28 protein-coding genes are annotated in these 26,402 nt (G+C 72.6%); 11 read left to right on the top strand and 17 right to left on the bottom strand.

Features of this window, described 5'->3' with window-relative positions:
* Nucleotides 1-37: 37 nt before the first annotated feature.
* The gene (locus ACFVZH_RS21520; RefSeq protein WP_384899206.1) at nucleotides 38-763 is read left to right on the top strand and encodes a 3'-5' exonuclease; all 726 of its coding nucleotides are present in this window, start codon (nucleotides 38-40) and stop codon (nucleotides 761-763) included.
* Here the strand turns inward: ACFVZH_RS21520 and ACFVZH_RS21525 are convergent.
* Both ACFVZH_RS21525 and ACFVZH_RS21530 read right to left on the bottom strand, forming a co-directional pair.
* Nucleotides 760-1,590, bottom strand: coding sequence for an alpha/beta fold hydrolase (locus ACFVZH_RS21525; RefSeq protein ID WP_384899208.1), 831 nt, complete (start codon nucleotides 1,588-1,590; stop codon nucleotides 760-762). The two genes, ACFVZH_RS21520 and ACFVZH_RS21525, sit on opposite strands and share 4 nt — an antisense overlap.
* A 48-nt stretch (nucleotides 1,591-1,638) precedes the next feature.
* Nucleotides 1,639-2,496, bottom strand: coding sequence for a phosphotransferase enzyme family protein (locus ACFVZH_RS21530; protein ID WP_384899210.1), 858 nt, complete (start codon nucleotides 2,494-2,496; stop codon nucleotides 1,639-1,641).
* 95 nt (nucleotides 2,497-2,591) lie between these two features.
* Here ACFVZH_RS21530 and ACFVZH_RS21535 point away from each other — a divergent pair, with 95 nt between their 5' ends.
* From ACFVZH_RS21535 to ACFVZH_RS21560, 6 genes are all read left to right on the top strand, one after another.
* A complete protein-coding gene (locus tag ACFVZH_RS21535) occupies nucleotides 2,592-3,608 on the top strand; it encodes a carbohydrate ABC transporter permease (protein WP_384899212.1) in 1,017 nt (338 codons plus the stop codon).
* Nucleotides 3,605-4,447, top strand: coding sequence for a carbohydrate ABC transporter permease (locus tag ACFVZH_RS21540; RefSeq protein ID WP_384899214.1), 843 nt, complete (start codon nucleotides 3,605-3,607; stop codon nucleotides 4,445-4,447). The genes ACFVZH_RS21535 and ACFVZH_RS21540 overlap by 4 nt, the downstream gene beginning before the upstream one ends.
* Nucleotides 4,448-4,497: 50 nt before the next feature.
* The gene (locus ACFVZH_RS21545; RefSeq protein ID WP_384899436.1) at nucleotides 4,498-5,790 is read left to right on the top strand and encodes an ABC transporter substrate-binding protein; all 1,293 of its coding nucleotides are present in this window, start codon (nucleotides 4,498-4,500) and stop codon (nucleotides 5,788-5,790) included.
* Between the two features lie 140 nt (nucleotides 5,791-5,930).
* Entirely contained in the window at nucleotides 5,931-6,485 is a 555-nt protein-coding gene (locus ACFVZH_RS21550) for a DUF1697 domain-containing protein (protein ID WP_384899216.1), read from the top strand.
* Nucleotides 6,486-6,559: 74 nt separating this feature from the next.
* Nucleotides 6,560-7,186, top strand: coding sequence for a DsbA family protein (locus ACFVZH_RS21555; protein ID WP_384899218.1), 627 nt, complete (start codon nucleotides 6,560-6,562; stop codon nucleotides 7,184-7,186).
* A 64-nt stretch (nucleotides 7,187-7,250) separates the two neighbouring features.
* On the top strand, nucleotides 7,251-7,823 hold the full coding sequence (locus ACFVZH_RS21560) for a TIGR03086 family metal-binding protein (RefSeq protein ID WP_384899220.1): 573 nt from the start codon (nucleotides 7,251-7,253) through the stop codon (nucleotides 7,821-7,823).
* A gap of 43 nt (nucleotides 7,824-7,866) precedes the next feature.
* On the opposite strand, the gene ACFVZH_RS21565 is transcribed toward ACFVZH_RS21560, so the two are convergent.
* The 14 genes from ACFVZH_RS21565 to ACFVZH_RS21630 form a co-directional block, all read right to left on the bottom strand.
* Entirely contained in the window at nucleotides 7,867-8,610 is a 744-nt protein-coding gene (locus ACFVZH_RS21565) for a sirohydrochlorin chelatase (RefSeq protein ID WP_384899222.1), read from the bottom strand.
* Nucleotides 8,611-8,618: 8 nt separating this feature from the next.
* Nucleotides 8,619-9,512 (bottom strand): ABC transporter permease, encoded by an 894-nt coding sequence (locus ACFVZH_RS21570; protein WP_384899224.1) that lies wholly within the window; start codon nucleotides 9,510-9,512, stop codon nucleotides 8,619-8,621.
* A complete protein-coding gene (locus ACFVZH_RS21575; RefSeq protein WP_384899226.1) occupies nucleotides 9,499-10,293 on the bottom strand; it encodes an ABC transporter ATP-binding protein in 795 nt (264 codons plus the stop codon). The genes ACFVZH_RS21570 and ACFVZH_RS21575 overlap by 14 nt, the downstream gene beginning before the upstream one ends.
* Nucleotides 10,294-10,326: 33 nt before the next feature.
* Nucleotides 10,327-11,436: an aliphatic sulfonate ABC transporter substrate-binding protein gene (locus tag ACFVZH_RS21580; protein ID WP_384899228.1), complete on the bottom strand. Its 1,110-nt coding sequence runs from the start codon at nucleotides 11,434-11,436 to the stop codon at nucleotides 10,327-10,329.
* A gap of 205 nt (nucleotides 11,437-11,641) precedes the next feature.
* Nucleotides 11,642-12,982 (bottom strand): sulfate adenylyltransferase subunit 1, encoded by a 1,341-nt coding sequence (locus ACFVZH_RS21585; RefSeq protein WP_384899230.1) that lies wholly within the window; start codon nucleotides 12,980-12,982, stop codon nucleotides 11,642-11,644.
* On the bottom strand, nucleotides 12,982-13,917 hold the full coding sequence (gene cysD, locus ACFVZH_RS21590) for a sulfate adenylyltransferase subunit CysD (RefSeq protein WP_384899232.1): 936 nt from the start codon (nucleotides 13,915-13,917) through the stop codon (nucleotides 12,982-12,984). The genes ACFVZH_RS21585 and cysD overlap by 1 nt, the downstream gene beginning before the upstream one ends.
* Nucleotides 13,914-14,492, bottom strand: coding sequence for an adenylyl-sulfate kinase (cysC, locus tag ACFVZH_RS21595; protein WP_376481238.1), 579 nt, complete (start codon nucleotides 14,490-14,492; stop codon nucleotides 13,914-13,916). Before cysC ends, cysD begins: the two co-directional genes overlap by 4 nt.
* Nucleotides 14,492-15,199 carry a phosphoadenylyl-sulfate reductase gene (locus tag ACFVZH_RS21600; RefSeq protein WP_384899234.1) on the bottom strand — a complete coding sequence of 236 codons (708 nt, stop codon included), beginning with the start codon at nucleotides 15,197-15,199 and terminating at the stop codon, nucleotides 14,492-14,494. The genes cysC and ACFVZH_RS21600 overlap by 1 nt, the downstream gene beginning before the upstream one ends.
* Nucleotides 15,196-15,375: a hypothetical protein gene (locus ACFVZH_RS21605; protein ID WP_366309831.1), complete on the bottom strand. Its 180-nt coding sequence runs from the start codon at nucleotides 15,373-15,375 to the stop codon at nucleotides 15,196-15,198. Before ACFVZH_RS21605 ends, ACFVZH_RS21600 begins: the two co-directional genes overlap by 4 nt.
* Entirely contained in the window at nucleotides 15,372-17,069 is a 1,698-nt protein-coding gene (locus ACFVZH_RS21610; protein ID WP_384899236.1) for a nitrite/sulfite reductase, read from the bottom strand. The genes ACFVZH_RS21605 and ACFVZH_RS21610 overlap by 4 nt, the downstream gene beginning before the upstream one ends.
* A gap of 136 nt (nucleotides 17,070-17,205) precedes the next feature.
* A complete protein-coding gene (locus ACFVZH_RS21615) occupies nucleotides 17,206-17,289 on the bottom strand; it encodes a putative leader peptide (RefSeq protein ID WP_310591794.1) in 84 nt (27 codons plus the stop codon).
* Between the two features lie 154 nt (nucleotides 17,290-17,443).
* The gene (locus ACFVZH_RS21620; protein WP_384899237.1) at nucleotides 17,444-18,013 is read right to left on the bottom strand and encodes a GNAT family N-acetyltransferase; all 570 of its coding nucleotides are present in this window, start codon (nucleotides 18,011-18,013) and stop codon (nucleotides 17,444-17,446) included.
* Nucleotides 18,014-18,315: 302 nt separating this feature from the next.
* Complete coding sequence (locus ACFVZH_RS21625; RefSeq protein ID WP_384899239.1) at nucleotides 18,316-19,608, bottom strand: GAF domain-containing protein; 1,293 nt, start codon at nucleotides 19,606-19,608, stop codon at nucleotides 18,316-18,318.
* Between the two features lie 299 nt (nucleotides 19,609-19,907).
* Entirely contained in the window at nucleotides 19,908-21,566 is a 1,659-nt protein-coding gene (locus tag ACFVZH_RS21630) for an acyl-CoA dehydrogenase family protein (protein WP_384899241.1), read from the bottom strand.
* 17 nt (nucleotides 21,567-21,583) lie between these two features.
* On the opposite strand from ACFVZH_RS21630, the gene ACFVZH_RS21635 reads away from it, so the two are divergent.
* Together ACFVZH_RS21635 and ACFVZH_RS21640 are read left to right on the top strand one after the other, a co-directional pair.
* A complete protein-coding gene (locus tag ACFVZH_RS21635) occupies nucleotides 21,584-22,708 on the top strand; it encodes a YihY/virulence factor BrkB family protein (protein WP_384899243.1) in 1,125 nt (374 codons plus the stop codon).
* 59 nt (nucleotides 22,709-22,767) lie between these two features.
* Nucleotides 22,768-23,514, top strand: a complete 747-nt coding sequence (locus ACFVZH_RS21640; RefSeq protein WP_384899245.1) for a helix-turn-helix domain-containing protein — start codon at nucleotides 22,768-22,770, stop codon at nucleotides 23,512-23,514.
* On the opposite strand, the gene ACFVZH_RS21645 is transcribed toward ACFVZH_RS21640, so the two are convergent.
* Nucleotides 23,442-23,864 (bottom strand): VOC family protein, encoded by a 423-nt coding sequence (locus ACFVZH_RS21645; protein WP_384899247.1) that lies wholly within the window; start codon nucleotides 23,862-23,864, stop codon nucleotides 23,442-23,444. The genes ACFVZH_RS21640 and ACFVZH_RS21645 overlap by 73 nt on opposite strands.
* Before the next feature lie 149 nt (nucleotides 23,865-24,013).
* Here ACFVZH_RS21645 and ACFVZH_RS21650 point away from each other — a divergent pair, with 149 nt between their 5' ends.
* Nucleotides 24,014-25,015, top strand: a complete 1,002-nt coding sequence (locus ACFVZH_RS21650; RefSeq protein ID WP_384899248.1) for a hypothetical protein — start codon at nucleotides 24,014-24,016, stop codon at nucleotides 25,013-25,015.
* Nucleotides 25,016-25,255: 240 nt separating this feature from the next.
* Nucleotides 25,256-26,368 (top strand): ribosome small subunit-dependent GTPase A, encoded by a 1,113-nt coding sequence (gene rsgA, locus ACFVZH_RS21655; protein WP_384899250.1) that lies wholly within the window; start codon nucleotides 25,256-25,258, stop codon nucleotides 26,366-26,368.
* Nucleotides 26,369-26,402 lie beyond the last annotated feature (34 nt).

Here is a 26,402-nt window from a genome sequence, read left to right on the forward strand (position 1 = left end):
GTCAGCACCACGGGGGAGATCACGTAAGGAGGACCCGATGGCTTGGCACGGCGACACGCTGGTCGGCTTCGACCTGGAGACGACCGGCACGGAACCGCTGGAGGCCCGGATCGTCACGGCCTCGATCGTCGAGGTCGACGGCGGGGGGCGGGTCACACGCCGGCGGGACTGGCTCGCCGACCCGGGCATCCGCATCCCGGAGCAGGCGTCCGCGATCCACGGCATCAGCACCGAGCGCGCGGCGGCCGAGGGCCGCCCGGTGCGCGAGGTCGCCGACGAGATCGCGGCGGCCCTCGCCCAGTACTGGGAGGACGGCGTCCCGGTCGTGGCGTACAACGCCTCCTTCGACCTCACGCTCCTCGCCGCGGAACTGCGCCGCCACGGACTGCCCTCGCTGGCCGAGCGGCTCGGCGGGGCGGGCATCGGCCCGGTCGTCGACCCCTACACCATCGACCGGGCCGTCGACCGCTACCGGCGCGGCAAGCGCACCCTGGAAGCGGTCTGCGGGGAGTACGGCGTGGTCCTCGAAGCCGCCCACCAGGCGGCCGCCGACGCGCTCGCCGCCGTCCGGGTCGCCGTCGCGATAGCCCGGCGGCACCGGCAGGTGGCCGAGCTGGACCCGGCGGAGCTCCACGAGCGGCAGATCGACTGGTACCGCGCCTGGGCCGAGAACTTCCAGGCGTTCCTGCGCGGCAAGGGCGACGCGGAGGCGGTCGTCGACCCCACGTGGCCCCTGCGCGAGGCGGTGACGGTGGCGGGTTAGCCGTTCTCCTTGAGGAAGGAGAGCAGCAGCTCGTTCACCCGCTCCGGCTGGTCGAGCTGGAGCCAGTGGCCCGCCTCCTCGACCCGCTCGTAGCGCCAGGACCCGCTGACGTACTCGGCCGTGCCCGCCATCGAGCGCTCGGTCAGGAACCGGTCGCCGGTGGACCAGAGCCCCAGCACCGGCAGCGTCTCCGGCAGCGGCGACAGCGGCACGGCGGCGCCGAACTGGACCTCCGGCGGCAGGCCCGCGCGGTAGATGTTCAGCGCGGCCGTCAGCGCGCCCGGCGCGCGCAGCGGCGCGATCACGGCCTCCGCGTCCGGGTGCTCGCCCAGCATCTCGCGCAGGTTGGCGAAGTCGTCCCGCGCCAGCCAGTCCTCGGCCACCCCGGCCAGCTGGAACAGCACCATGTACCAGGACCGCTGCCTCTGCTCCCAGCCGGCGGCCCGGATGGCGCCCAGATGCCCCACCGACAGCAGGCTCAGGCTCCGCACCCGGTCCGGCACCACCCCGGCGAGGCCCTGGGCGATGCCCGAACCCCAGTCGTGGCCCACCAGATGGACCCGGTCGAGGTCCAGCCGGGCGAGGAGTTCGAGCAGGTCGCCGACGTGCTTCGCCGGGTGGTACGCCTCGGTGCCGCCCTCGGGACGGTCCGACGTGCCGAAACCCCGCAGGGTCGGCGTGACGCACCGGAAGCCGGCCGCCGTGAGGGCCGCGACCTGGTGGCGCCAGAGGTGATGGCTGTCGGGGAAGCCGTGCACGAGCAGCACGGCCGGCCCCTCACCGCTCACCTCGACGTCGAGCGACACCTCGGACAGCTGTACCCGCATCTCAACACCCCGTTCGTAGCAGTCCTGTTCGCGCCGGGGGTCATGATGTCAGAACGCGTACCAGCGGACCTCGGGGTCGCCGTCCCGCAGCGAGGCCACCCGCCGCTCGAATTCGGCCAGCGCCTTCGGGTTCGCCGGCGCGTGCTGCGCCACCCAGGCGCAGCTCGCGGTCTCCCGCGCCCCGCGCAGCACCGCGCACCCCTCCCACTCCCGGACGTCCCAGCCGTACGCCACCGTGAAGGCGTCGTAGGCGGCCGGGTCGAGGCCGTACCGGTCCCGCGAGAGGGCGAGCACCACGAGGTCGTGCTCCCGCAGATCGGACGAGAAGGTCTCCAGGTCCACCAGGACCGGGCCGTCCGGACCGACGTGGACGTTCCGGGGCAGGGCGTCACCGTGGATCGGCCCCGGATCCAGGTGCGGGGTCAGGGCGGCGGCCGCCGGAGCGAAGGCATCACGCCGCTCCCGCAGGAACGCCGCGTCCGCCGGGTCGATCGCGTCGCCCGCGAGCCGCAGCCACCGCTCGACCCCGCCGAGCAGGTCACGGCGGGGGAGCGCGAGATCCACCGGCTCCGGCAGCGCGTGCACCGCGCGGAGCAGCGGCGCCAGATCGCGGGGCTCGGTGGGCCGCACCGCCTCCGGCAGCCGGTGCCACGACGTCACCGGATGCCCCTCGACGAGCCTGGGCTTCTCCTCGGCCGCCCGGACGGCCGGCACCCCCGCCGCCTCCAGCCAGGAGGCCAGCGCGAGCTCCCGCTCGGCCCGCTCCAGCAGTTCCGCGTCCCGGCCGACCTTCACCACGAGCTCGCCCACGGCGAAGACCGCGTTCTCCCCCAGGGCGAGCAGCCGCGCCTCCGCGACCGGCAGCCCCGCCGCCGCCAGGATCTCCCGTGCCCGCGCCTCGTCCATCGACCTCTCCCTTACCCGTGCCTTTGCGCCAAAGTCTCGCATCCGCGCAGCTCACCGCGCAGGTCACCTTGACGGGCCGACGGGCCGTCAGGACCATGACGGGGTTCCCACGGCGACGACGGGAGCCCCCGGCCGAGCCCGGGGGCGGACGGACGGGGGTCGTATCGGTGAGCTCGACGACCGCGGCGAAGCGGCCGGGCAGGACGCGCCCACCGCGTGCCGCCCGGGACGAGCGCCCGCGCCGCCCCGACGTCGGCGCCTGGTTCCTGGTGCTCCCGGCGCTCCTGCCGATCCTCGTCCTCAGCGTCGGACCGCTCCTCTACGGCGTCGCGCTCGCCTTCACCGACGCCCAGTCCGGCCGCACCCAGGCCACCCGGTGGGTGGGCACCCTCAACTTCCAGGACCTGCTGCACGACACCCTCTTCTGGGAGTCGTTCCGCATCGGCCTGCTCTGGGCCGTCGGGGTCACGGTGCCCCAGTTCCTGCTCGGCCTCGGCCTCGCCCTCCTGCTCGACCAGGAACCCCGCTTCCGCTGGTTGGCGCGGGCGCTCGCCATCGTCCCCTGGGCGATGCCGGAGGTCGTCGTCGGCATCATGTGGCGGCTCGTCTACAACCCGGACGCGGGCATCCTCAACGAGACCCTCCGGGACCTCGGCCTCGGCGCGGGGCACGACTGGCTCTCCGGGCTCGCCACCGCCCTCCCGGCGGTGATCGTCGTCGGCGTGTGGGCCGGTATGCCGCAGACCACCGTCGCCCTCCTCGCCGGACTCCAGAACACCCCGCGCGAACTCCACGAGGCAGCCGCCCTCGACGGCGCCGGGGCCTGGCGCCGCTTCCGCGCCGTCACCTGGCCCGCGCTGCGACCGGTCGCCCTCGCCATCACCGCCCTCAACCTCATCTGGAACTTCAACTCCTTCGCCCTGGTCTACGTGCTGACCAACGGCGGGCCCGGCGGCCGCACCCGGCTCCCGATGCTCTTCGCCTATGAGGAGGCGTTCCGCTACGGACAGTTCGGCTACGCCGCCGCGATGGGGTGCGTGATGATCGCCGCCGTCTCGGTGCTCATCGCCCTCTCCCTCGTACGACGGCTGAAAGGGGACCAGGACCGGTGAGCGCCCTCAAGGCGAGCGGACCCGCGCGGATCGGGCAGTACCTCGCCCTCCTCGCGTACCTGGTCTTCCTCGCCTTCCCCTTCCTCTGGCTGGTCTCCACCGCCTTCAAGCCCGCCCCCGAGCTGGCCTCACTGCACCCCACCTGGATCCCGAAGGACCCCACGCTCGCCAACTTCCGCCAGGCGTTCGACGAACAGCCGCTGCTCAGGGCCGCCGCGAACAGCCTGGTCGCCGCGGTCGCCGCGGCCGTGATCGCGGTGGCGGTCGCCACCCCCCTCGCCTATGTGACGGCCCGCCGACGGGGCCGGCTCGCCACGGCCGCGACCGGCTGGGTGGTGATCAGCCAGGCGTTCCCCTTCGTCCTGGTGATCATCCCGCTCTTCCTGGTCCTCAAGAACCTGCACCTGATCGACAGCGTCGCCGGACTCGTCATGGTCTACGTGGTCTGGTCGCTGCCCTTCGCCCTCTGGATGCTGAGGGGATACGTCAGCGCGGTCCCGGCCGAACTGGAGGAGGCCGCCGCCGTCGACGGCGCCGGCCGGCTCCGTACCCTCGTCTCGGTCACCGCCCCGCTCCTCGGGCCCGGCATCGTCGCCACCGCGCTCTTCGCCTTCGTCACCGCGTGGAACGAGTTCTTCTTCGCGCTCGTCCTCCTCAAGAGCGCGGAGAAGCAGACCCTGCCGGTCGTCCTCACCCACTTCCTCGGCGCCGAGGGCGTCGCCGACCTCGGCCCGCTGGCGGCCGCGGCCTTCCTCGCCACCCTCCCGTCCCTCCTCGTCTTCGCCGTCCTCCAGCGGCGGATCACCGGCGGCATGCTGACCGGGGCGGTGAAGTCGTGAGCCGGGCCGGGGTACCGGGACGGGCCGGGGTAACGGGACGGGCCGGCGTCCTGCGGAGGGGAGCGGCCTGCGCCGCCGCGCTCGCGCTGCTCCTCACCGGCTGCACCGCCGGGGCCGACGGTCCCGACGACGGCGTCGTACGGCTCCGCTTCCAGTCGCTCGCCTGGCAGCAGGAGTCCGTCGACGCCAACAAGCGGCTGGTGAAGGAGTGGAACGCCGCCCACCCCGACATCCAGGTCGAGTACGTCCAGGGCAGCTGGGACTCCGTCCACGACCAGCTCCTCACCTCCTTCGAGGGCGGCGAGGCGCCCGACATCATCCACGACGCCTCCGACGACCTGGCCGACTTCGCCTACGGCGGCGACCTCGCCGACCTGCGCCCGCTGCTGTCCGAGCGGCTGCGCGCCGACATCCCCGCCCGCAGCTGGGAGACCACCACCTTCGGCGAGGGCGTGTACGGCGTGCCCTTCCTCCAGGAACCGCGCGTGATCATCGCCAACCGGAAGATCCTGGAGTCCTCCGGTGTCCGTGTCCCCACGCCGGACCACCCCTGGACCTGGCCCGAGTTCCGCCGGATCACCCAGGACCTCACCCGGACCATGGGCCCCGGCCGGTACGCCGTCGCCTGGCCGCTCAAGGAACCCGTCTCCGTCAGTCTCAACCTGGGGCTCTCCGCGGGCGGCCGGCTCTTCCACCGCGACGGGGACGGCCGGGTGACCCTCCGGCTGACCGAGGCCGACACCGTCGTCCCCGGCACCATCCACGACCAGGTGGTCACCGATCGCACCGCCCCGCGCACGACGCTCGGCAGCGGCGGTTCCGACACCCTGCCCGGGTTCTTCGCCGCCAAGTACGCCATGGTGCCGCTGGGCTTCGCCTACCGGCAGCAGATCGCGCAGCAGGCCCCCGCGGGATTCGAGTGGACGGTGCTGCCGGCCCCCGCCGGCGCCGCCGGGCTCACCCAGGGCGTCTCCCCGCAGACCCTGTCGATCGCCGAGGCCACCCCGTACAAGAAGGAGGCGGCCCGCTTCCTCGACTTCCTCCTGCGGCCGGAGAACATGGTGCGGCTCGCCCGCGGCGACTGGATGCTGCCCACCGGCACGGCCGCGCTCGCCGACCCCTCCCTGCACACCGAGCGGGACGGCTGGGCCACCGGGGCCGCGGTCGCCGAGCGGCTGCGCCCGGCGCCCGCGCAGTCGGTGCGCGGCTATCCGGAATGGAAGGACAAGGTGGCGACCCCGGCCTTCCAGGAGTACTACAGCGGCGCCATCGACGCGGACGAGCTGCGCAGAAGACTGGTGACGGACGGCAACCGGGTCCTCGCCCGCTATCAGCGCAAATGATGGATTCGTCATTACGAAACCTTGTTGAATAAGTCACAGATGGGTGAAGGGTCTTCTCCCTGATCCCCTCCATCGGACAGTGTTCGAACCGGCCACCGTGCCGCCCCCCACGCGGCGCGGTGGCCACCTAGATTGGGTCCATGGCGACGACATACGCGGCCCTGCTCCGCGGGATCAATGTGAGTGGACACCGGAAGGTCCCCATGGCGGAGCTCCGGTCCGTCCTCGAGGAGCTCGGGCACCGGGACGTCCGCACCTACCTCCAGAGCGGGAACGCGGCCTTCACCACCGACTCGGATGCCTCCGAGGCCGCGCTCACCACCGAGCTGGAGGACGCGATCGAGAGCCGCTTCGGCTTCCGCGTCGACTGCCTCGTCCGCGACGGCGCGTACCTGGCCGCCGTCGCCGCGGCCTGCCCGTTCCCGGCCGCGGAGCTGGAGGGCAAGCAGCTCCACGCCGTCTACTACTCCGGGCCCGCCGACCCGGAGCGCTTCGCCTCGATCGACCGCGACGCCTACCTCCCCGAGGACTTCGCCCTCGGCGACCGGGTGCTCTACCTCTACGCCCCCGACGGCCTCGGACGGTCCAGGCTGGCCGAAGTCGTCGGCCGCCCGGCCGTCGTGAAGGGGCTCGTCGCCACCGCCCGGAACTGGAACACCGTCCGCAAGCTCATCGAGATGACCCACGAGGACTGACCCACGAAGTGGCCCACTGCGACAGCCCGTGATTGGACCAGAGCAGCAGGCCACCCGGTGGCTAGATTCGACCTATGACGACCACCGAGACCGTGCCCCGGCCCACCGTCGACTTCTACTTCGACCCCGCCTGCCCCTTCGCGTGGATCACCTCCCGCTGGATCCTGGAGGTCGAGCAACGACGGGACATCGACCTCCGCTTCAAGGTCATGAGCCTGTACTTCCACAACGAGGGCAACACCCTGCCCGACTGGTACCGCGAGCTCGTCGACGCCTCGATCGGGCCGGTCCGGGTGGCCGCGGCCGCCGCCGAGCAGCACGGCGAGCAGATCCTGCGCCCGCTCTACACCGCGTACGGCACGCGCATCCACGAGCAGAAGCGGAGGGACTTCGACGCGGTGATCGCCGAGTCGCTCGCCGAACTCGGCCTCCCCGCCGCGCTCGCCGACGCCGCCCACGACCCGGCGTACGACGAGACCGTCCGCCGCAGCCACGACGCCGGCAAGGACCCCGACGCCGAGGCGTACGTCGGCACGCCCACGATCCACGTCGACGGCACCGTCTGGTTCGGCCCGGTCCTGCGCGCCGTCCCGCGCGGCGAACGGGCCGCCGAACTCTTCGACAGCTTCCGCGTCCTGGCCGGCCACCCCGACCTCTTCGAACTCAAGCGGACCCGCACCGGCGGCCTCGACTTCGGCTGAGGCCCGCCCCGACTGTCGCGAAACTTCAAGACCGCGCGGCCGACCGCTCCGTAGCGTCGACGGCATGAACGAGATCCACACCCACCTCACCGTCTGCGCCACCGAGGCGCGCCGGGTCGCCCGCGCCGTCACCGCCGAGCAGCTCGCCACCCCGTCCGTCTGCGCCGACTGGACGGTCCGCGAGCTCGCCAACCACCTCGTCCTCTACTCCGCCCACGGCCTCGAACACCGGGCCCTGCGCACGCAGCTCCCCGAGGAGACCGTCCAGCGGGACTTCACCGCCGAGGCCGACTGGGCCGAGGCGTACGCGGACCGGCTCGACCGCGCCCTCGCCGCCTGGGAACGGCCCGAAGCGTGGGAAGGAGAGGTCGACCTCGGCTCCGCGGCCATGCCGGCCACCACGATCGCCTCGCTGCTCGTCAAGGAACTCGCCCTGCACGGCTGGGACCTGGCCCGCTCCACGGGGCAGGACTTCCACCTCCCCGAGGCGACGGCGGTCTTCGTCCTCGGCGTCGTCGAGGAACACGCGGAGATCTACCGGCAGTACGAGGGCTTCGCCGCCGCCGTCGACGTCCCCGACGACGCCCCGCCCTTCACCCGGGCCCTGGCGGCCGGCGGCCGGAACCCGAAGGGCTGACGGAGGTACGCGGCCACGCCGGCGCGGCCGCGGTGGGTGGGGGTCAGCCGGCGACGGCCACGCGGGCGTCCGCCCGGGCCGCCTCCTCGTACCGCTCCACGAGCAGCGAGGCCAGTTCGGGGGAGGGGCCCAGGACGTCCGCGAGGACGTCCGCGTCGGCGGCGCCGGCCGCGATGCGGTCCGGAAGACGTCCCGGGGCGATCACGTACGGCGCGACCGCCACCCGACGGACACCGGCCTCCGAGCGCAGGGCCCGGACGGCCTCCTCCGTACGGGGAAGGGATGCGGAGGCGAACGCGGGCCGCACGGAGCACCAACCGGTGCGCCGCAGCTCCCGCGCCGTTTCTGCGATCACCGCGATCGCCTCCGGGTCTGTGGAGCCCGCCGAGGCCAGGACGACCCCGGTCGCGCTCTTGTCGCCGGGCGTGAGCCCGGCCTCGTACAGCCGCCGTTCCACCGCCGCGATCAGCAGCGGCGAGGGCCCGAGGACCTCCGCCTGGCGGATCCGCAGCGAGGGCGGGGCCTGCCGCAGGACGGCGGGGATGTCCGCCTTCGCGTGGAAGGCGCGGGTCAGCAGCAGCGGCAGCGCCACCACGTCCCGCACCCCGTCGGCGGCGAGCCGTTCGAGCACCCCCGTCACCGAGGGCAGGTTGAACTCCAGGAACGCGGTCTCCACGCGCAGCCCCGGCCGCAGCGCACCGGCCCGGCGCACCAGCGCCTGGACGGTCGCCGCGTGCCGCGGATCGCGGCTGCCGTGGGCGACGACGAGAAGGACGGGGCGGTTCACAGGACGGCTCAGCTCTTCGTCAGCAGACCGCGGCGGCGCAGCACCGCGCGCTCCAGCGGACTGAAGATCAGCAGGTCGATGGCGATGCCGACGATCAGGATCAGGATGATCGCCAGGAAGATGCCGGCCATGTCGATGTTGTTCCGGCCGTTCTCCAGGAGCTGGCCGAGGCCGAGGCCCAGGTCCGGGGAGGACGCGATGATCTCCGCGGCCATCAGCGAACGCCACGAGAACGCCCAGCCCTGCTTGAGACCGGCCAGGTAGCCGGGGAGCGCGGCCGGCATCACGATGTACCAGGCGCCCCTGAGGCCCGTCGCGCCGAGCGTCTGGCCGGCCCGCAGGAACAACGGCGGGACCTGGTCGACGCCGGCGACCAGACCGTTGGCGATGGACGGGACGGCGCCCAGCAGGATCACCGCGTACATCATGCTGTCGTTGAGGCCGAGCCACAGGACGGCGGGTGCCACCCAGGCGACCGACGGGAGCGACTGGAGACCCGCGAGGATCGGCCCGATCGCCGCCCGCACGAACTTCACCCGGGAGACCAGCAGCCCCAGCGGGGTGCCGATCGCGAGCGCCAGGACGAATCCGTACAGCGCCCGGGACACGCTGGTCCACAGGACGCTGAGGAGCGTCCCCTCCTTCCACATCGCGGTCAGGCTGTCCCACACCGCGGACGGGGCGGGCAGCTTGTACTCGTCCGTCACCTTCAGCGTGACCAGCAGCTGCCACACGACCAGGACGAGCGCGACGGCGACGATCGGCGGGAGGACCTTCTTGAGCAGCACCTCACGGACCGGGGTCCGCCGGATCTGCACACTGTCGAGCGCGTCCAGGCCGGCTTCGAGGCCGGCGAGGTCGTCGGTCTTCTGAGCCTTCGGAGTGGCTTCAGTGCTGGCCATGGCGGCGGATCTCCCCACGCAGTTGCTCGGTGATCTCGAGGGACAGCTCCGCGACGTCGGAGTCCTCGATGCGGCGCGGCTGAGGAATGTCGATGGTCCACTCGTGCGCGATCCGGCCGGGCCGCGAGGAGAGGAGGACGACACGCTCGGCCAGCCGCACGGCCTCGCGCACGTTGTGGGTGACGAAGAGCACCGACAGCTTCGTCTCCCGCCAGATCCGGGTCAGCTCGTCGTGCAGCACGTCCCGGGTGATGGCGTCGAGCGCCGCGAACGGCTCGTCCATCAGCAGCAGGTCGCTGTCCTGGGCGAGCGCGCGGGCCAGCGCGACGCGCTGGCGCATGCCGCCGGACAGCTCGTGGACCCGCTTGTCGTACGAGCCGCCGAGCCGCACCAGGTCGAGCAGCCGCTCGGCCTCGGTACGGCGGTCGGCCTTGGCCACCCCGCGCAGCCGCAGGGCCAGTTCGATGTTCTTGCCCGCGGTCAGCCACGGGAAGAGGGCGTGCTCCTGGAACATCAGGGCCGGCCGGCCGCCGGGGGTCTCGATGGACCCCGCGGACGGCCGGTCGAGCCCGGCGACCAGGTTGAGCAGCGTGGACTTACCGCAGCCCGAGGCGCCCAGGAGGGTGACGAACTCGCCGGGGGCGACATCGAGTGTGATGTCGTCGAGGACGAGCTGCCCGCCGGCGGGTCCGCCGAAGGACTTGGAGACATGCTCGATACGGGCGGCATGAGTCACCGCCGCACGGTCCTCGGCCTTGGCGAGCGTCGCGGTCGTGGCCATGGTCGTCACCTCCTGGGAATGAGCTGCGGGCTGTTACTTCGCGCCGAGACCGGCGTCGGAGACCTCGGGCTGGCCCGCGGCCTTCAGGACCTTGTTGAGCGGCTTCAGGTCGTAGATGCCGGACAGCTCGGGCTTCTCCAGGAGACCCGCCTTCACCGCGTGGTCGGCCTGGGCCTGCAGGGTGGCCGCCAGCGGGTCGTTGGTGAACTGGATGGACGGCCAGGCGGCGTCGATCACCTTGTCACCCAGCGCCTTGCCCGAGAGGCCCTTGAGCTTGGCGTTGGCCGACGCCTTGGCCTTGTCCGGGTTGGCGTTGATCCACTCGTTGGTCTTCACCGCGCCGCGCAGGAACGCCTCGACGACGTCCGGGTGCGCCTTCAGGAACTTCTGCGACACGATGATGTTCGTGATCACGAACTTCTTGTCCGGCCACAGGTCGGACTCGTTGATCAGGACCTTCGCGCCATCGCTGACCAGCTTCGACGCGGTCGGCTCGGGCACCCAGGCGCCGTCGATCGCGCCGGAGGCGTAGGCGTTCGGGGTGACCTTGTTGTCCGTGCGGACCACGGAGACGTCGCCCTTGCCGCTCTGGGCGTCGACCTTCCAGCCCTTCTCGGAGATCCAGTTGAGGAAGGCCACGTCCTGCGTGTTGCCGAGCTGCGGGGTGGCGATCCTCTTGCCCTTGAGGTCGTCCAGGGTCTTGATCTTCGCCGGGTTCACCACGAGCTTCACGCCACCGGAGGCGGAGCCGCCGACGATGCGGAGGTTGGAACCCTTGGTCTTGACGTAGCCGTTGATGGACGGCGAGGGGCCGATGAAGCCGATGTCGATCGAGTCGGCGTTGAGCGCCTCGATCTCGGACGGACCCGCGTTGAAGGTGGTGGACACCAGCTTGGTGCCGCCCAGCTCCTTCTGGAGGATGCCCTCCTGGTCACCGACGAGCGCGGTGGCGTGCGTCAGATTGGGGAAGTACCCGAGCCGTACGGTGTCGGCGGAGAGCTTCTCGCCCTCGGCGGCCACCTTCTTCTCGTCGTTCTTGGCCTCGGAGCCGTAGCCGCAGGAGGCGAGTGCGCCGATCAGCAGCGGCAGGGCGGCGGCGGCGGCCAGGCCGCGGCGCAGGGTGGTACGGGTGGTGGCAGGCACGGGAAGTGTTCCCCTCGATTCAGCTTCTGCGAAGTCTGCGTTTATGTCGTTCGGGGTGGAGCGGGTGGAGCCGTGTCGCACCGCTCACGCGGTGCATCGAGGTCAGCACGCACATCGCGCGACACCTCCCCGGCCCGCGCCGAGGGCGCCGGAGCCCACCCGGCCGCCCTCCTTCGCAAAGGTGGCGTAGAAGTCCTGGTTCATGTCAGAAGTCCCACCCTTCTTCCTCGTTCACCGCGGTGACGGTCCTGGTCGTGGCGAAGGACTCGCCCGCCATGCCCGCCGCGAGTGTGGTGCCGTCGGCCGGATCGATCAGCAGGAACGAACCGGTGCGCCGGGAGTCCGCGTACGCGTCGAGCGCGAGCGGCTCGGCCGTGCGGACGACGACCCGGCCGATGTCGTTGGCGACCAGCTGCCCGGGGTTCGGGTGCTGGGACAGGTCGTCGAGGGTCAGCCGCGACGGGATCTCCTTGACGATCGCCTTGACCGTGCGGGTCGTGTGCTTGAGCAGGACCCGCTGGCCCACGGCGAGCGGGTGGTCGGCCACGTGGCAGACCGTCGCCTCGACGTCCTGGCTGGTGGCCGGGGCGTCACCGACCGGGGCGAGCAGGTCGCCGCGCGAGATGTCGATGTCGTCGGCGAGCCGGATGGTGACCGACTGCGGGGCCCAGGCGATGTCCACCGACTCGCCGAGCGCGTCGATCCCGGTGATCGTGGACGTCTTCCCCGACGGCAGGACCGTGATCTCCTCGCCGACGCGGAAGGCGCCGGCCGCGATCTGACCGGCGTAGCCCCGGTAGTCGGGGTGTTCGGCGGTCTGCGGGCGGATCACGTACTGGACCGGGAAGCGTGCGTGGCAGGCCGTCAGGTCGTGGCTGACCGGGACCGTCTCCAGGTGCTCCAGGACCGTCGGGCCGCCGTACCAGTCCATGTGCGCGGACGGCTCCACCACGTTGTCGCCGGCGAGCGCCGAGATCGGGATCGCGGTGATCTCCGGGACGCCCAGCTCGGAGGCGTAGGTGGTGAACTCCTCGGCGATGGCGGCGAAGACGGGCTCGGCGTAGTCGACGAGGTCCATCTTGTTGACGGCGAGGACGACGTGCGGGACGCGCAGGAGGGCGGCGACGGCGGCGTGGCGGCGGGTCTGTTCGACGACGCCGTTGCGGGCGTCGACGAGGACGACGGCCAGTTCGGCCGTGGAGGCGCCGGTGACCATGTTGCGGGTGTACTGCACGTGCCCGGGGGTGTCGGCGAGGATGAACCGGCGGCGGGCGGTGGCGAAGTAGCGGTAGGCCACGTCGATGGTGATGCCCTGCTCGCGTTCGGCCCGCAGGCCGTCGGTGAGCAGCGCCAGGTCGGGCGCCTCCTGGCCGCGCTTGAGGGACGCGGCCTCCACGGCCTCCAGCTGGTCGGTGAGGACCGACTTGGAGTCGTGCAGGAGCCGGCCCACCAGGGTGGACTTGCCGTCGTCGACGGAACCGGCGGTGGCGAAACGCAGCAGGGTGGTGGCCGAGACGTCGGCGAACTGCTCGGTGGACGTGCTCATTAGAAGTACCCTTCGCGCTTGCGGTCTTCCATCGCGGCCTCGGACATCTTGTCGTCGGCGCGGGTCGCGCCCCGCTCGGTGAGGCGGGAGGCGGCGATCTCGGCGATGACGGCGTCGAGCGTGGTGGCGTCGGAGTCGACGGCGCCGGTGCAGGACATGTCGCCGACCGTGCGGTAGCGGATGAGCCGCTTCTCGACCGTCTCGGTCTCCTTGGGCCCGCCCCACTCGCCGGCCGTCAGCCACATGCCGCTGCGGGCGAAGACCTCGCGCTCGTGGGCGAAGTAGATCTCCGGCAGTTCGATGCCCTCGCGGGCGATGTACTGCCAGACGTCCAGCTCGGTCCAGTTGGAGAGGGGGAAGACGCGCACGTGCTCGCCGGGGGCGTGGCGGCCGTTGTAGAGCTGCCACAGCTCGGGGCGCTGGCGGCGCGGGTCCCACTGCGAGAACTCGTCGCGCAGCGAGAACACCCGCTCCTTGGCGCGGGCCTTCTCCTCGTCGCGGCGGCCGCCGCCGAAGACCGCGTCGAAGCGGTGCTGCTGGATCGCCTCGGTCAGCGGGACGGTCTGCAGCGGGTTGCGGGTGCCGTCGGGGCGCTCGCGCAGCTTGCCCGCGTCGATGTACTCCTGGACGGAGGCGACGTGCAGGCGGAGCCCGTGCTCGGCCACCACGCGGTCGCGGTAGGCGAGGACCTCGGGGAAGTTGTGCCCGGTGTCGACGTGCAGCAGCGTGAAGGGCACCGGCGCCGGCGCGAACGCCTTCAGCGCCAGGTGCAGCATGACGATCGAGTCCTTGCCGCCGGAGAAGAGGATCACCGGCCGCTCGAACTCGCCCGCCACCTCACGGAAGATGTGGACGGCCTCGGACTCCAGGGAGTCGAGGTGCGACAGCGCGAACGGGCTGCCGGTCGCCTCGTGGACGTTGACGACGGTGGTCACAGCAGACCCCTCTCGGTGAGCAGCGCGTGGAGCTGCGCCGCGGACTCCTGCACGGTCTGGTTCTGGGACTCGATCCGCAGATCGGGGGTCTCGGGCGCCTCGTACGGGTCGTCGACTCCGGTGAGGCCGGAGATCTCGCCCGCGGCCTGCTTGGCGTAGAGGCCCTTCACGTCGCGGACCGAGCAGACGTCCACCGGGGTGGCCACGTGCACCTCGACGAAGGCGGTGCCCTCGGCCTGGTGGCGCTTGCGGACCGCCTCGCGGCTGTCGGCGTACGGGGCGATGACCGGGACCAGGACCTTCACGCCGTGCGAGGCGAGCAGCTCGGCGACGAAGCCGATGCGCTGCACGTTGGTGTGCCGGTCCTCGCGGGTGAAGCCGAGGCCGGCCGAGAGGAACTCGCGGATCTCGTCGCCGTCGAGGATCTCGACGCGGTGGCCCTCGTCGCGGAGCCGGCCGGCCAGCTCGTACGCGATGGTCGTCTTACCGGCGCTCGGCAGGCCGGTGAGCCAGATGGTGGCACCGGTCACGTGGTTCTCCTGGGAGGTCTGGGAGGTCTGAGGGGTGGTGGTCATCAGCCGTGGATCCCGCATTCGGTCTTGGCGCGGCCCGCCCAGCGTCCGGCGCGGGCGTCCTCGCCCTCCACGACGCGGCGGGTGCAGGGGGCGCAGCCGACGGAGGCGTAACCGTCCATCAGGAGCGGGTTGGTGAGGACACCGTGCTCCATGACGTAGGCGTCGACGTCGTCCTGCGTCCAGCGGGCGATGGGGGAGATCTTGACCTTCTGCCGCTTCTCGTCCCAGCCGACGACCGGGGTGTTCGCCCGGGTGGGGGACTCGTCGCGGCGCAGGCCGGTGGCCCACGCGCGGTACGCGGTCAGGCCCTCCTCCAGCGGCTTGACCTTGCGCAGCGCGCAGCACAGGTCGGGGTTGCGGTCGTGCAGCCTGGGGCCGTACTCGGCGTCCTGCTCGGCCACGGTCCGACGCGGGGTCAGCGTGATGACGTTGACGTCCATGACGGCGTCCACGGCGTCGCGGGTGCCGATGGTCTCCTCGAAGTGGTAGCCCGTGTCGAGGAAGACGACGTCGACGCCGGGCCGGACCCGGGAGGCCAGGTGGGCGACGACCGCGTCCTCCATGGAGGAGGTGACGCAGAACCGGTCGCCGAAGGTGTCCACGGCCCACCGGAGGATCTCCAGCGCGGGGGCGTCCTCCAGATCACGGCCGGCCTGCTCGGCGAGTGCCTTGAGGTCGGCCGCGGTGGCTTCCTGAGTGATCGTCATATGTCTTCCCCTCCAGTGGTACCGCTCGAAGTCGCCGGGGCGAGCAGCCCCAGGAACTTCAACTGGAAGGCCCGGCTGCACGCGGCGCATTCCCAGGCGCCGTGACCCTGCTCGTTGGGACGCAGGTCCTCGTCGCCGCAGTAGGGGCAGAAGAACGGGGCGGCTCGCTCGCTCATGACAGCGACTCCTCGGAGGCGCGGGCCGTCCAGGTCGCGAAACGCTCGCCGTCCTCGCGCTCCGCCTGGAAGCGCGTGAGGACCCGCTCCACGTAGTCGGGGAGCTCGGCCGCGGTGACCTTGAGGCCGCGGACCTTGCGGCCGAAGCCGGCCTCCAGGCCGAGGGCGCCGCCCAGGTGCACCTGGTAGCCCTCGACGCGGTTGCCGTCGTCGTCCAGGACCAGCTGGCCCTTGAGGCCGATGTCCGCCACCTGGATGCGGGCGCAGGCGTTCGGGCAGCCGTTGATGTTGATCGTCAGCGGCTCGTCGAACTCCGGCAGGCGGCGCTCCAGTTCGTCGATGAGCGAGGAGCCGCGGCCCTTCGTCTCGACGATCGCGAGCTTGCAGAACTCGATGCCGGTGCAGGCCATCGTGCCGCGCCGGAACGGCGAGGGGGTGACCCGCAGGTCCAGCGCCTCCAGCGCGGAGACGATGCCCTCGACCTGCGCCTCCTCGATGTCGAGGACGAGCATCTTCTGCTCGGCGGTGGTGCGCAGGCGGCCGGAGCCGTACGTCTCGGCGATGGCGGCGATCTTCGTCAGGGTGGGTCCGTCGACGCGGCCGACGCGCGGCGCGAAGCCGACGTAGAAGCGGCCGTCCTTCTGGCGGTGGACACCGACGTGGTCGCGCCACTGGCCGGCGGGCTGCTCGGGGGCGGGGCCGTCCGTCAGCTCGCGCTTCAGGTACTCGTCCTGCAGGACCTGGCGGAACTTCTCCGGGCCCCAGTCGGCGACGAGGAACTTCAGGCGGGCGCGGTTGCGCAGCCGGCGGTAGCCGTAGTCGCGGAAGATCGAGATGACGCCCTCGTAGACGTCCGGGACCTCGTCGAGGGAGACCCAGGTGCCGAGGCGGACGCCGAGCTTGGGGTTGGTGGAGAGGCCGCCGCCGACCCAGACGTCGAAGCCGGGGCCGTGCTCGGGGTGGTGCACGCCGACGAAGGCGATGTCGTTGATCTCGTGCGCCACGTCGAGCAGCGGCGAGCCGGAGACCGCGGACTTGAACTTGCGGGGCAGGTTGGAGAAGTCCTTGTTGCCGACGATCCGCCGGTGGATCTCGTCGATGGCGGGCGTGCCGTCGATGATCTCGTCGGCGGCGATGCCGGCCACCGGGGAGCCGAGGATGACACGCGGGGTGTCGCCGCACGCCTCGGTGGTGGACAGGCCGACCGCCTCCAGGCGGTTCCAGATCTCGGGGACGTCCTCGATGCGGATCCAGTGGTACTGGACGTTCTGCCGGTCCGTGATGTCGGCCGTGCCCCGGGCGAACTCCTCGGAGATCTCGCCGATGACCCGCAGCTGCTCGGTGGTCAGCCGGCCGCCGTCGATGCGGACGCGGAGCATGAAGTACTCGTCGTCCAGCTCCTCCGGCTCCAGCACGCCCGTCTTGGTGCCGTCCAGGCCCTGCTTGCGCTGGGTGTAGAGGCCCCACCAGCGCATGCGTCCGCGCAGGTCGTTGGGGTCGATGGAGTCGAAGCCGCGCTTCGAGTAGACCGTCTCAATGCGTGTCCGCACATTGAGACCGTCGTCGTCCTTCTTGAACTGCTCATTGCCGTTCAGGGGGGTGAAGTGCCCCACGGCCCACTGACCCTCGCCACGGTGGCGCCCGGTCTTGCGGCGGGCGGCGGCGGGAGTGGGGTTTTCCGGGGTGGCGGCCATGGCGTCTTGTCCTTCGGGACTGCGAGAGGGCGGCTCTGACCTGCACACTCACGCTCAGGTCAGAGGGTGGCGCGTCAGTGCGCAGCAGGGTGGGGCAGAGTCGGGCTGAAAGGAAATCGCGGCGGTGCTGGTTCTCTCAGCGCGCCGGACAGATGGCGCTGGACATGCGGCCGAGGTCGACGTGCCGCCGACTCACCAAGGCAATTCCAGTTCCAGACATGACGGAAGCGTGTCACGGGACTTTGGACCCAGTCCAGCATCGTCCAGGATTTGGACATAGTCGTCTCGGTGGGCGAGATGGTGTGTTCTGGGTCACGCGAAAGGGGCCCTGATCAGGGCCCCTTCACTGTGCTTCGGCGGTTCCTCCGGGTGGCTCAGGCGTGCGCGCCGGGCCACGGGCCCGGGGTCTCCGCCTCCTCGGCCTCCTCGACCTTGGTGTCGAAGAGCCGGAAGCCGCGCCGCTCGTAGTTGGCCATGGCGTGCGGGCCGTCCAGTGAGCAGGTGTGCAGCCAGACCCGCCGGGTCGCCTCGCGGTCCGGCCAGCGGTCGGCCAGGTCCCAGGCCCGCTCCACTCCGTACGACAGGAGGTGCCCGCCGATCCGGCGGCCGCGGAAGGCCGGGATCAGTCCGAAGTAGACGATCTCCACCACGCCGTCGTCCTGCGGGTCCAGCTCCACGTAGCCGGCCGGCGTCCCCTTCTCGTACGCCACCCAGATCTCGGCACCCGGCTTCTCGACGATCTCCTGCCACTGCTTGTACGTCAGCGACAGCCGGTCGGACCAGCGGATGTCGCCGCCGACCGCGGTGTAGAGGAAGCGGCTGTACTCCGCCGACGGCACCTCGGCCCGCCGGATGGTGACGTCCTCGCCCTCCGGCGGGGTCGCCGGGCGCAGGTCGGACGGGGAGGTCTGTTCGAGGGACCAGGTGGTGAGGGAGATGCTCATAGGGTCATCGCATCATGTGGAGCACCGGATTCCCAATGTGATCTGCCCCGGGGGCCCGCCCGGGGCCCGCCCGAGGCCCGGCCGGGGCTCCCGGAGGACCCCGAGGGCTCCGGAACCTCCCGGAAGACGGCCGTCCATATGGTGGACACGGCCGGGCGGCCACCCCGGCCCGACGTGCCCGGCGCGGTCTGCCCCCATCGACGTGCTCGGCCCGGTCTGCCCCCATCGACGTGCTCGGCCCGGCCTTCCCTGGACGCCCGGTCCGGGGCCGGCCTTCCCCGGACGCCCGGTCCGGGGCCGTACTACCCCGGCCTCCCCGCCCGGACCGCCGGGGCCGTCGAGTGGGGCAGGAGGTCCGCCGGGCGCTGCGGACGGAGGACCTCGACCGCCACCTCCTCGCGGAAGCGGTACGGGCGGTGGGCCAGGACCCCGGCGAGGTTCCGGCGTACCCGGGACATCTCGGCCCGTACGGTCACCGTCCGCGTGCGGTCCCCGAAGACGTCGTCCGCCAGCTCCGCCGCCGTGCGCCCGTCGCGGTGGAGGGCCAGGACATAGAGGAGCTCCGCGTGCCGGGGGCTGAGCTCCTGCTGCCAGCTGCCCGCCACCCCCGAGACGGCCACCGTCCAGCGGCGCGGCCGGCTCAGGTCGAGGACCACCCGGCTCGCCACCTCGGCGCCCGGCTCCGCCCCCCGGGTCTCCTCCTCGACCCGTAGCAGCCAGCCGCCCGGCAGCGGCTCCACCGCGCACACCCCGAGCGAGGGCAGCCACACCCGGCCGGCCCGGAACGACTTGGGGAGCGCGATCCGGTCCACCGGCGCGAGCCCGGTCACCGCCGCCGTCCAGCCGTGGACGTCCACCGCGACCGCCCGGCCGCCCACCCGGCACAGGATCGGCGCGGCCACCGCCCGCAGCCGCTCGACCGACCCCCGGTGCCGCTCCCGCATCTCGGCCTCGGCGAGCTGCGCCACCGAGCCGACCAGCGCCAGCATCGCCGGATGGAAGCTGGACGCCGGACCGCTGACGTCGAGGATGCCCAGGAGCCGCTGGTCGCGCGGGTCGTGCACCGGCGCGGCGGCGCAGGTCCAGTTGTGCAGCGCCTGGACATAGTGCTCGGCGGAGTGCACCTGCACCGCCCGGCCCATGGCGAGCGCCGTGCCGACCGCGTTCGTGCCGGTGGTGTGCTCGGTCCAGGCCGCGCCCTCCTCCAGGCAGATGCCGTTCGCCCGCCGCAGCACCGCGGAGTTCCCCTGGCGCCACAGCACCCGGCCGTGCTCGTCGGTGACCACCATGATCTGGAGGGAGGTGTCGGCGATGCCGGCGAGCCCGCCGCTGAGCGTCTGCATGACCTCGGAGAGCAGCGTCGTCCTGCGCCGCTCCTCCAGCTCGTCCCGCTGGAGGAGGACGGTGCGCGTGCCCTGGTCGGGGTCGAGGCCGAGTCGGGCCATCCGCTGCCAGGACGCGTCGATCACGGCGCGGGGGGCGATCGGGGGAGTACGGCCCGCCAGGGTCTCCTCGCGTACCCGGTGCAGCAGTCTGGTGGCCTGGGCGGCGTCCATGGAGGCCAGCCGCCGCATGTCGAGCTGCGTGTTCTTCATCGGTCTCTCCCAGCCACCCGGGGTGCTGTATCGGTTCTGCACAGGGCAGATGTCCGGAGTGTCGGTGCCCATCGTGCCGTCCTGGGCCCTTCCGCGAGGCCCGGTTCGGGTAATCCTGCAACCCTTTGCAACTCTGGCGACCGCCCGGCCCCCTGGGCGAAGGTGGTGTGAGCGGCGGGTGGTGCCGTGTCGGCGCAGCACCACCCCCGCTTTTCCGCGCGTGCCGACCCCTCGGGTCCACCCCTGGCGCGCGCGGCTCAACGTTCCCGGCCCAGGAATCCCCAGGTCCGGACGGAGCCTCAGACCACCGCCCGCGCCCGCTCCACCAGCGCCCGCAGGTCCAGCGTGTGCGGCAGCGTCCCGAACGCCGACCCGCCGTCACCACCCAGCCGCGCCGCGCAGAACGCGTCCGCGACCTCCGGCGGCGCCCACCGCACCAGCAGCGAGCCCTGGAGCACCAGCGCCATCCGCTCCACCAGCCGGCGGGCCCGCGCCTCGATGCCCTCCAGATCCGCGAGCTCCACCAGGAGCCCCCGGATCGCCCGGTCGAGCCGGTGGTCCGCGCCCCGGGCCGCCCCGACCTCCCGGAGGAAGGCGTCGAGCGTCTCGGGCGCGGTCCGCAGCGCCCGCACCACGTCGAGCGCCTGGACGTTCCCCGAGCCCTCCCAGACCGAGTTGAGCGGCGACTCGCGCAGCAGCCGCGGCATCCCGGACTCCTCCACGTACCCGTTGCCGCCCAGGCATTCGAGCGCCTCCGCCACGACCGGCGTACACCGCTTCGTCACCCAGTACTTCGCCACCGGCACGGCGATACGGAGCAGGGCCCGCTCCTGTTCGGCGGCGCTGCCGCCGTCCGTGCCGACGGTGTCGCAGGCCGCCGCGAGGCGCAGGCCGAGGACCGTCGCCGCCTCCGACTCCAGGGCCAGATCGGCCAGCACGTTGCGCATCAGGGGCTTGTCCGCCAGCGGCCCGCCGAACGCCTCGCGGTACGTGCAGTGGTGCACGGCCTGTGCCACCGCCTGCCGCATCAGCGCCGCCGAGCCGAGGACGCAGTCCAGCCGGGTCGCCGCCACCATGTCCATGATCGTGTGGACCCCGCGCCCCTCCTCGCCGACCCGGCGCGCCCAGGTCGTCCCGTCGAACTCCACCTCCGCGGAGGCGTTCGACCGGTTGCCCAGCTTGTTCTTCAGCCGCTGGATCGCGAACGCGTTGCGCGAGCCGTCCGCGAGCACCCGCGGCACCAGGAAGCACGTCAGCCCCGCCGGAGCCTGCGCGAGGACCAGGAAGGCGTCCGACATGGGCGCCGAGCAGAACCACTTGTGCCCCGTCAGCGCGTACTCCCCGTCGGCCGTCAGCGGCTCGGCCGCGGTCGTGTTCGCCCGTACGTCGCTGCCGCCCTGCTTCTCCGTCATCGCCATGCCGAGCAGCACGCCCGGCTTCTCCGCGACCGGAGCGAGCTCCCGCTCGTACACGTGCGACGTGGCCGCCGGCTCCCAGACCGCCGCCAGCTCCGGCTCGACCCGCAGCGCGGGCACCGCCGCGTGCGTCATCGACACCGGGCAGCCGTGGCCCGCCTCCGCCTGCGACGTCACCAGGAACCCGGCGGCCCGCCGTACATGACCACCCGGACGGCCCCACGCGTCCGTCAGCCCGGCGCCCACCGCCCGGCCGAGGAGCCGGTGCCAGGCCGGATGGAAGTCGACCTCGTCGATCCGGTTCCCGTACCGGTCGTGGGTCCGCAGCCGCGGCGGGAACGCGTCGGCCAGCTCCCCCCACTCCCGCACCTGCGCCGAACCGGCGGCCCGGCCCAGCAGCGTCAGCTCCTCTCGCGCCTCCGCCAGCAGCCCCGGCGCGAGGTGCCGCTCGACGGCCTCCGCCAGTGCCCGATCGCTCGTGAAGACGTCGTATCCGACCAGGGGCGGAGCCTGGTTGGTCACTGTGTGGGTGCTCCGTGCCATGCCGCTACGGTAAGCAGGTGCAGGCAGCAAGCGAAACACCCGAACGGCCCGAGCGGCGGCCCTGGAGCAGGCTCCACCGCGCGCGCGTCCTCTACCGCAACGTCTCGAAGCGGAAGATGGTCTGGCTGCTCCTCAAGGACACCGTCGACTCGTGCATCGAGTACCGGATCCTCGGCCTGGCCGCCGAGGCCGCGTTCTTCACCCTGCTGTCCCTGCCACCCCTGCTCCTCGGCCTGATCGCCGTCCTCGGCTACGCCGACGACTGGACCAACACCGACACGGTCGCCAGCATCCGGGAGAACATCCTCCACGCGGCCGGCACGGTCCTGTCCGACCGGGGCGTCCACGAGATCGCCGAACCCCTCCTCGACGACATCACCCAGGGCAAACGGCCCGACCTGATCTCCCTGGGCTTCGCCATCGCCCTCTGGTCCGGCTCGCGTGCGGTGAACGTCTTCATCGACACCATCACCGTCATGTACGGACTCGACGGGCACCGAGGCATCGTCAAGACCCGGCTCCTCGCCCTGCTCCTTTACATCGTGGCGCTGCTCATCGGCGCCGTCGTGCTGCCCCTCGCCGTCGTCGGCCCCGACCGGGTCGTCGAACTCGTCCCCTGGGGCACGGAGGTCGTCTCCCTCCTGTACTGGCCGGCCGTCATCCTGCTCTCCGTCGCCTTCCTCACCACGCTCTACCACGTGTCCGTGCCCGTCAGATCGCCGTGGATCGAGGACATCCCCGGCGCCCTCGTCGCGCTCGGGATGTGGACCCTGGGCAGCTTCCTGCTGCGCATCTACCTCACCAGCCAGGTCGAGGGCCCCACCATCTACGGCTCCCTCGCGGCCCCCATCGCCGTCCTCCTCTGGATCGGCATCTCGGCCTTCGCCGTGCTCGTCGGCGCCGCCGTGAACGCCGCCATCGACCGGGTCTGGCCCTCCGTCGCCACCGCCGCCGCCCGCGAGGCCAACGAACGCGCCCGCGCCATCCAGGCCGCCGAGCTCGTCGCCCGCGTCCGCGCCGAGGCGGAGGACGTCGACGAGGACGACCCCGACATGCCCTCCGAGTTCCCCGAGCGCTGGTCCAAGTTCCTGCCCCCGGACGACGTGAAGTCCCGCCTCCACTCGGGCTGGGAGAAGGACTGACACCCGTCGGCGGCCGCCCCGGAAAGCCCGCCGCCCCGCCGCGGCCGTAGCCTCGAAGGATGTACGAGGAGCGCCCCGCCCTGCTCGACGGAGCCGTCCTGTGGACCCGGACCGCAGGGTCCGCCGGGGCGGAGGTCCGGCCCGTCCTGCCCGACGGCTGCATGGACCTGATCTGGGCCGACGGGAGCCTGCTCGTCGCCGGACCCGACACACGCGCGTACGTACCGGGGGAGACCGCCGCGCGGTACGCCGGGATCCGCTTCGCCCCCGGGGACGCGCCCGGATTCCTCGGCGTCCCGGCCCACGAGCTCCGCGACCGCCGGGTCGACCTCGGCGCGCTGTGGGGCGCGGCCGAGGCACGGCGGCTCGGCGAACGCGTCACGGAGGCGTCCGACCCGGCGGCCGCCCTGGACGCGCTCGTCCTGCGCCGGGCCACCGCGGCCCCGGCGCCCGATCCACTCCTCCGGGCCGTCGTCGCCCGCCTCGCCGCCGGCCACGCGGTCGCCGAGACCGCCGACGCGGTCGGGCTCGGTGCCCGGCAGCTGCACCGGCGCTCCCTGGACGCCTTCGGCTACGGCCCCAAGACCCTCGCGCGCGTGCTGCGCCTCCAGCGCGCCCTCGCCCTGGTCCGGGCCGGTGTGCCGTACGCGGAGGCGGCGCTCCGCTCGGGCTGCGCCGACCAGGCCCATCTCGCCCGCGAGACCAGGGCCCTGGCCGGCACCACCCTCGGCGCCTACGCGCGCGCGGCCGCCGCGTCCGCGAACAGCGAGACCCCGCAGCCGTCCGGGTCGAGCACCACCGCGTAACGCTGGCCCCACACGGCGTCCCAGGGCTTCAGGTGCCCCCGGTACCCGGCGGCGACCAGCTCCTCGTACACCGCGTCCACCTCCGCCGGCGCCCCGCACCGGAAGGCGAGCTCGATCCGGTGCCCGCCCGTCGGCCGGGTCCAGCCCGGGTCGAACGAGCGGACGACGTCCTCCGTGTCCCAGGCGATCCGCAGCCCGCCGGGCAGCTCCGCCTCCACGTGCGGGGCCGACTCGGCCCCGGCCGGGACGTCCAGGCCGAGACGGCGGTAGAAGGCGAGCGAGGCGGCCATGTCCGAGACGACGAGGCCGACGAGGTCGAGACGGGGGGTGATCCGGGGTGCTGTGTCCATGCCCCGCACGCTAGGCGGCCCGCGGCGCCCCGTCTTGTACGAAACGGACACGGGACCCGGCGGCCGCGGAGGCGAGCGCCCCCGCCGGGCGACCGGAGGTCCCGGCCCCCGGCGGTCGCACGGCCGGACCCGCGCACTACGGTCGGCCCATGAGTACGCACGCGTACGGACGGAGGTCGTGGCCCTGGGCGGCCGCGGCCGTTCTGCTGTTCTGGCAGACGTGGTTCCTCTTCCATGTGTTCGCGACCGAGTACACGGCGGTGCGCTGGGACTGCGACTCCGAGGGCTGCGCCACGAACCAGCTCGCGGGCGGGGCGCTCTTCCTCGCCGTGCCCTCGGCGGTGGGCGCGGCCGTGTTCGCGGCCCCGTTCCTGGGCCGCGCGGGCGCCGGAGTCGTCGCGTTCCTGGCCGCCTTCGGACTTCTCCTGGGCAGGGAGGACGACGACGCGGTCGTCGTCGCGTACGGCCTCGTCGTGCTCGGCGCCGTCCTCGTCACCGCCGGGGCGGCGCGGTCCCTGCGCCGCCGGGCACCGGTGGAGGACGAAGCCCCGCGCCCGCGGGGGCGCCCGGCCGCCGGGGCCCTGCTGCGCCTGCTGGTGGCACCGGCCACGCTCCTCGCGGCCGTCCCCGGGACCGTCGCCGCCACCGCGCTCCTGCACGGGGCCCTGGACGGGCCGCGCTGGATCATGATGCTCGGCCTGAACGGCACCGTCGCCCTGCTCGTCGTGCTCGGCGCGGCGCGGCTCGGCCACCGCCCGGGCGTGGCCCGCGGCCCCGACGCCGACGAGTCGGCGACCCACGCGCCCGCCCTGCTGAACGCCCTCACCACGCGCGGCACCTCCTTCGTCTTCGACCTGACCGTGCGGCCCGAGCGGGGCTCTCCCTACCGGATCGAGGTCGAGCACCCCCTCGACCTCCAGGACGTCCGCGTCCACCGGGCCGCCCTGGTCCGGCACGACCCGCGCCGCCCCTGGCTGGTCGACCTGCCGCAGCATCCGCCCGCCGCCGAACTGGCCAGGGCCCGCGCCGCCGCCCGTACCGAGGACCCGTTCCCCGCCCGGCACCTCTGGACCCCGCCCCCGGGCACCCTCGTCCTGCTGCTCACCGGACTCCTCACGGCGGCGCTGCTGACCCTCCTCGCCGCGATGTGAGAACCGGCCGGAAAGTGCCGAGGGAACCGGCCGGAAAAAACCCATGGCGGGCGCCGGACCGCACCGGCTACGGTGAATCCCGTACAAGATCGCGAAAAGACACAGGAGGTGTGACCGATGGCTGTCGTCACGAAGGGCTTCGCCCACACGCGGATGTTCATCCACACCACCTCCGCGGCCACCGGCTGACCTCACTCTTCTGCTCAGCAGCGCCGGGGCCGCCCCTGTGAAGGGTCCCCCTTGTCTTTCTCGCTTTCCCTTGGTTCCTCCTCCGCTTCCTCCCTGCTCGACGCCCACGGCTGGGACTCCGGCTGGGCCACCGCCTTCGCGCCCTACGCCGCCCAGGGACTCGTCCCCGGACGGGTCGTCCGCGTCGACCGCGGTCAGTGCGACATCGCCACCGCCGAGGGCGTCATCCGCGCCGACACGGCGTTCGTGACCCCGCACGACCCGCTGCGGGTCGTCTGCACCGGCGACTGGGCCGCCGTCGACCCCGCGGGGGCGAGCGACCCCCGGTACGTGCGGGCGTGCCTGCCGCGCCGTACGGCCTTCGCCCGCTCCACCTCCTCCAAGCGGTCCGAGGGACAGATCCTCGCCGCCAACGTCGACCACGCGGTCATCACCGTGTCGCTCGCCGTCGAGCTCGACCTCGGCCGGATCGAACGCTTCCTGGCCCTGGCCTGGGAGTCCGGCGCCCAGCCGACCGTCGTGCTCAGCAAGGCGGACCTCGTGCCCGACCCCGTCGGGCTCTCCTACCTCGTCGAGGACGTGGAGACGGTCGCCCCCGGCGTCCAGGTGCTGCCGCTCAGTTCGGAGACCGGCGAGGGCCTCGACGTGCTCGCCGCGACCGTCGCGGGCGGCACGACCGTGCTCCTCGGCGTCTCCGGCGCCGGGAAGTCGACCCTGGCCAACGCGCTGGTCGGCGAGGACGTCATGAACGTCCAGGCCGCCCGCGACATCGACGGCAAGGGCCGCCACACCACCACCACCCGCAACCTCTTCGTCCTGCCGGGCGGAGGCGTCCTCATCGACACCCCCGGACTGCGCGGCGTCGGGCTCTGGGACGCCGAGACCGGCGTCGGCCAGGTCTTCGCCGAGATCGAGGAACTCGCGGGGGAGTGCCGCTTCCACGACTGCGCCCACGAGTCGGAGCCGGGCTGCGCGGTGGCCGCGGCGATCGAGGACGGCTCGCTGCCCGTGCGTCGTCTGGAGAGCTACCGCAAGCTGATCCGCGAGAACCAGCGGATCGTGGCCAAGACCGACGCCCGGCTGCGCGCCGAGCGGCTCAAGGACTGGAAGCGCATCGGCCGGGAGGGGCGCGCCGCGATGGAGCTGAAGCGCGGGGGCCGGTAGCCGGCCCCGGGAGCGTCGTGTCCGAAACCCGCGA

This window comes from Streptomyces sp. NPDC059534, assembly GCF_042743475.1.
In the GTDB taxonomy this organism is placed as follows: Bacteria; Actinomycetota; Actinomycetes; order Streptomycetales; family Streptomycetaceae; genus Streptomyces.

Coding starts and splice junctions, on each gene's coding strand:
- ACFVZH_RS21520 (WP_384899206.1), top strand. CDS start 38: ATGGCTTGGCACGGCGACACGCTGGTCGGCTTCGACCTGGAGACGACC.
- ACFVZH_RS21525 (WP_384899208.1), bottom strand. CDS start 1,590: ATGCGGGTACAGCTGTCCGAGGTGTCGCTCGACGTCGAGGTGAGCGGT.
- ACFVZH_RS21530 (WP_384899210.1), bottom strand. CDS start 2,496: ATGGACGAGGCGCGGGCACGGGAGATCCTGGCGGCGGCGGGGCTGCCG.
- ACFVZH_RS21535 (WP_384899212.1), top strand. CDS start 2,592: ATGACGGGGTTCCCACGGCGACGACGGGAGCCCCCGGCCGAGCCCGGG.
- ACFVZH_RS21550 (WP_384899216.1), top strand. CDS start 5,931: ATGGCGACGACATACGCGGCCCTGCTCCGCGGGATCAATGTGAGTGGA.
- ACFVZH_RS21555 (WP_384899218.1), top strand. CDS start 6,560: ATGACGACCACCGAGACCGTGCCCCGGCCCACCGTCGACTTCTACTTC.
- ACFVZH_RS21560 (WP_384899220.1), top strand. CDS start 7,251: ATGAACGAGATCCACACCCACCTCACCGTCTGCGCCACCGAGGCGCGC.
- ACFVZH_RS21570 (WP_384899224.1), bottom strand. CDS start 9,512: ATGGCCAGCACTGAAGCCACTCCGAAGGCTCAGAAGACCGACGACCTC.
- ACFVZH_RS21575 (WP_384899226.1), bottom strand. CDS start 10,293: ATGGCCACGACCGCGACGCTCGCCAAGGCCGAGGACCGTGCGGCGGTG.
- ACFVZH_RS21585 (WP_384899230.1), bottom strand. CDS start 12,982: ATGAGCACGTCCACCGAGCAGTTCGCCGACGTCTCGGCCACCACCCTG.
- cysC (WP_376481238.1), bottom strand. CDS start 14,492: ATGACCACCACCCCTCAGACCTCCCAGACCTCCCAGGAGAACCACGTG.
- ACFVZH_RS21600 (WP_384899234.1), bottom strand. CDS start 15,199: ATGACGATCACTCAGGAAGCCACCGCGGCCGACCTCAAGGCACTCGCC.
- ACFVZH_RS21605 (WP_366309831.1), bottom strand. CDS start 15,375: ATGAGCGAGCGAGCCGCCCCGTTCTTCTGCCCCTACTGCGGCGACGAG.
- ACFVZH_RS21610 (WP_384899236.1), bottom strand. CDS start 17,069: ATGGCCGCCACCCCGGAAAACCCCACTCCCGCCGCCGCCCGCCGCAAG.
- ACFVZH_RS21615 (WP_310591794.1), bottom strand. CDS start 17,289: ATGTCTGGAACTGGAATTGCCTTGGTGAGTCGGCGGCACGTCGACCTC.
- ACFVZH_RS21620 (WP_384899237.1), bottom strand. CDS start 18,013: ATGAGCATCTCCCTCACCACCTGGTCCCTCGAACAGACCTCCCCGTCC.
- ACFVZH_RS21625 (WP_384899239.1), bottom strand. CDS start 19,608: ATGAAGAACACGCAGCTCGACATGCGGCGGCTGGCCTCCATGGACGCC.
- ACFVZH_RS21630 (WP_384899241.1), bottom strand. CDS start 21,566: ATGGCACGGAGCACCCACACAGTGACCAACCAGGCTCCGCCCCTGGTC.
- ACFVZH_RS21640 (WP_384899245.1), top strand. CDS start 22,768: ATGTACGAGGAGCGCCCCGCCCTGCTCGACGGAGCCGTCCTGTGGACC.
- ACFVZH_RS21645 (WP_384899247.1), bottom strand. CDS start 23,864: ATGGACACAGCACCCCGGATCACCCCCCGTCTCGACCTCGTCGGCCTC.
- ACFVZH_RS21650 (WP_384899248.1), top strand. CDS start 24,014: ATGAGTACGCACGCGTACGGACGGAGGTCGTGGCCCTGGGCGGCCGCG.